3 protein-coding genes and 1 pseudogene are annotated in these 3,303 nt (G+C 64.7%); all 4 read left to right on the forward strand.

Annotated features, from left to right (window positions below):
* Positions 1-177 precede the first annotated feature (177 nt).
* Positions 178-780, forward strand: coding sequence for a hypothetical protein (locus DD1DGNOD_RS06375; RefSeq protein WP_131769654.1), 603 nt, complete (start codon positions 178-180; stop codon positions 778-780).
* Entirely contained in the window at positions 738-1,277 is a 540-nt protein-coding gene (locus DD1DGNOD_RS06380) for a toll/interleukin-1 receptor domain-containing protein (protein ID WP_131769655.1), read from the forward strand. Before DD1DGNOD_RS06375 ends, DD1DGNOD_RS06380 begins: the two co-directional genes overlap by 43 nt.
* Before the next feature lie 395 nt (positions 1,278-1,672).
* Positions 1,673-2,719 carry a toll/interleukin-1 receptor domain-containing protein gene (locus DD1DGNOD_RS06385; RefSeq protein ID WP_131769656.1) on the forward strand — a complete coding sequence of 349 codons (1,047 nt, stop codon included), beginning with the start codon at positions 1,673-1,675 and terminating at the stop codon, positions 2,717-2,719.
* A gap of 37 nt (positions 2,720-2,756) precedes the next feature.
* Positions 2,757-3,303: pseudogene (locus DD1DGNOD_RS06390) on the forward strand (TIR domain-containing protein); the annotation flags it as partial.

Here is a 3,303-nt window from a genome sequence, read left to right on the forward strand (position 1 = left end):
GCCTGGTCTTGGGCTGGACCCGAGATCGGGCTGGACGTGAGATCGGGCTGGACGTGAGCTCAGGAAGGGTTGCGTTCTGATGCATGCGTGACTGCCCGGTTATTGTGCCGGAGTGCATCCTGACCCGGTTGATGACCGTTGGTAACCGCTGCCAGGCGATCGCCTGTTGCGGTGCACGTGGTCTGGCATGGTGGAAATCTCCTCGGCGAACATCTCGCTGGTGTCGCCTTCAAGTTCCTGCGCGCTGATCCGTGGCGTCCGTGGGTACGGGGCCTCGGTGTGCCAGTGCGTTTCTGGACGTCCGCTCCGAATCCGCTGTCGCCGGGACGGGACGATCCGCCGCCGGCTGTCGATCTCGAGCGGGCCGAACGCAATATCGTGGTCCTGCTTGTCGACGCGTGGCTGATGAGCGGAGGTTGGGGCGACTATGTCTCCGACCTCGTCGGCATGGTCTCGACGTCGTCTCGTCACTGGCTGCTGCCGGTTCTGCTCACCCGGAAGGTCGACCGGACCTCGTCGATCTCGGACATGAACTGTCTCAGGCTCTACGAAACAGATCTCGAACTGCGTGACCAGGTTTTTGTGAACAAAATCCTGCACCGACTCTTTCGACACGTCACCGACGACGATTCTCCGCTCACCGTACTGCTCAGCCACGCGTCGACGGACGGTCGACGCGTGGCTGAGCAGTACGGAAGTACCTGCATGACTACACGGACATCGGTGATTTCCTCGACGTGCACAGTATTGCCGCCGGTGAGCGGCTCGTCGAGGCGATAGACCGGGCGATATCCGCGTCGACCTTCCTGGCGATCGTGACCGACTCCTACAGTTCACGGGGATGGTGCAGGCACGAGGTCATCAAAGCCAAGCGTGAACTCGGCCCGATTGTTCTGCTGGACGCGGTCGAGGACGGCGACGAGCGTCGCTCACCCTATCTCGGAAACATTCCGATACTGCGGTGGAAGCCTGACTCGCCGCTCGTCATGGAGCGGCTGCTGGGTCTTCTCCTTGCCGAGTCGTTCCGGCATCGGTATTTTCCTCGCCAGGTGGCCTGGCTATCCCGGCTGCAGCGTGTCGACCTGCCGTACTATTGTCTTTCCAGACCGCCCGAGCCGCTCACTCTGCTTGAGTTGCGCCGCCGTACCGGCTCGGTAGAGGCGGATCTGACCGTCGTCTACCCCGATCCTCCGCTGGACACCGAGGAGACGCGTCTGTTGCACGAGTTCGAGCCGAGAATGCGTCTGATGACACCGACGATGCTGTTCTCGGCGTGACCGGCCCCGCGCCGACGGAATGTGCTGCAGCCCCGCACGACCTGGTCCGCCGGCCGGCTGCACGGGACGTTCGCGGGGCGTCATGCGACAGCCGGGGTGGGTGGGGACGGTGCCCACGCTCACGGGATGCTCATCCTGTCTATTGGCGGGGTCCCGATACCCCCGCTGCCACACCGGATTATTGTGCCAGAATGCATCCTGATCCGATTGATGACCGTTGGTAACCCCGCCCAGGCGGTCGCCCGTCGCCGTGCACGTGGTCTGGCGTTCCGGCGGCTTGGAAGCCGACCAGCTCGCCCGCGCCGTTTTCACGCATCTGACGGCCGACCCGTCGCAGCCGAACGCGCGGTCGTTGGGAATTCCGGTGCGTTACTGGTCGAGCGGCGGGTCCGCTGATGTCCCTGCCGACCTCAGGCGGCGCGATAGAAATGATCGTGCCGCCTTTGGTCGGTGACGTCCATGCGGACCGCCCGGACGGTCGTGGCGCGCAGTGGGCCATCGACGTGCCGCCGCCTGTTGATCTCAGCCGGGCCCAACACAATGTCGTCGTCCTGCTCATCGACAATGGTTTGGTGAGTGCGGGCTGGCGTGATTATCTCGCGGAACTGTTGCGCGCCGTCGGTGCCGGGCCCGGTAACTGGCTCCTGCCGTTCGCGCTCACTCCCAACTTCGCCCGGATTCCCGTCGTGGCAGACGTCGACGTCGTCGATCTGCACACGATGCCGGCGCATCTTCGTGAACAGGTCTTCCTGAACCATGTCGTTCACCGGGTGTGTCGTCAGATCAGTGTCGCGGACCCGGTCCGGGTATTTATCAGCTATGCTTCCGGGGACGGTGGTGAAATTGCCAGGGAGGTGGCTCGACATCTTCGGCTCGAGACCGATGTCGACGACTTCCTGGACGCGCACCATATTGCCGGCGGAGACCCTTTTGCCGACATTCTCGACGCCACAGCCACGGGTTGCGCGCTGCTCGCGGTGAACTCGGACTCCTACAGTTCGCGGTTGTGGTGCCAGCGGGAGTTCCTCAGCGCGAAGCGGGCGTCCATGCCGGTGGTCGTCCTGGATGCGATCACGGACAGGTCGGTGCGGGCCTTCCCGTATCTTGGCAATGTTCCGACCGTCCGGTGGCACAGTGATTCGCGGACCGTTCTCGACCGTTTGGTGGGCGTTCTGCTGACCGAGACACTCAGACACCGGTACTTTCCGTTGCGGGCCGCCGAGATGTGCGGCAAGCACGGTGTCGCCCTGCCCTCGCTCCTGCTGGTACGGCCGCCTGAACTGTTGACTCTCCTTGACCTGCCACGGCATTCCGCCAGGAGCTCGTCCTCGGTCGATCTTCTATATCCTGATCCACCGCTGGGTACCGAGGAGAGCCGGTTGCTGGAGAAGCTCGATGATTCGCTGCGGGCAGTGACCCCGACGATGCTGTTCTCGACATGATGAGACCCACGGTAACGGGGTGTGCTGGGAGGTTGGCGTGAGTTCGCTCGCGGACATCCGGGTGGCCGTCTCGGTCTCCGATAGTCCGGATCTTGCCCGGCGGGGTCTGGGGGTGCCTCACCAGCGACACGCTTTCGTCGAGATCGCGCGGCATGTCCTGGCCGCTGGAGGCTCCCTTGCCTACGGCGGTGACCTGCGGCTCGGCGGGTACAGCCGGGTCCTGTTCGATCTTGTCGACACCTATGACCTACCCGGTCGACCCGGGCCGGAGCGGGTGACCGACTACCTGGCGTGGCATCTGTTCCTCCGGTTCGGTGTGGACGAGCGGGCCGAACTCGTTGACGTCGCAACGGTGGTCGATGTGCCTCCGCCGGCCGACATCAGCCCCGACGACCCGGATCTGCGCGGTGACCCGGCAACGGTGGCGGCGCGCTGGAAGCGGGCTCGCGCTCTGACCGCGATGCGTGAACGCATGGCTGCCGAGACCGACGCGCGGGTGATGCTCGGCGGCGCTGTCGTCGTCGGCTCGGGGTTCTACCCCGGCCTGCTGGAGGAGGCCGTGCTCACCCTGCGAGCCGGGCGGC

This window comes from Candidatus Protofrankia californiensis (assembly GCF_900634765.1).
In the GTDB taxonomy this organism is placed as follows: domain Bacteria; phylum Actinomycetota; class Actinomycetes; order Frankiales; family Frankiaceae; genus Protofrankia; species Protofrankia californiensis.

Excerpts from the sequence above, each read along its gene's own strand:
- DD1DGNOD_RS06385 (WP_131769656.1), top strand. The coding sequence starts at position 1,673 with ATGTCCCTGCCGACCTCAGGCGGCGCGATAGAAATGATCGTGCCGCCT.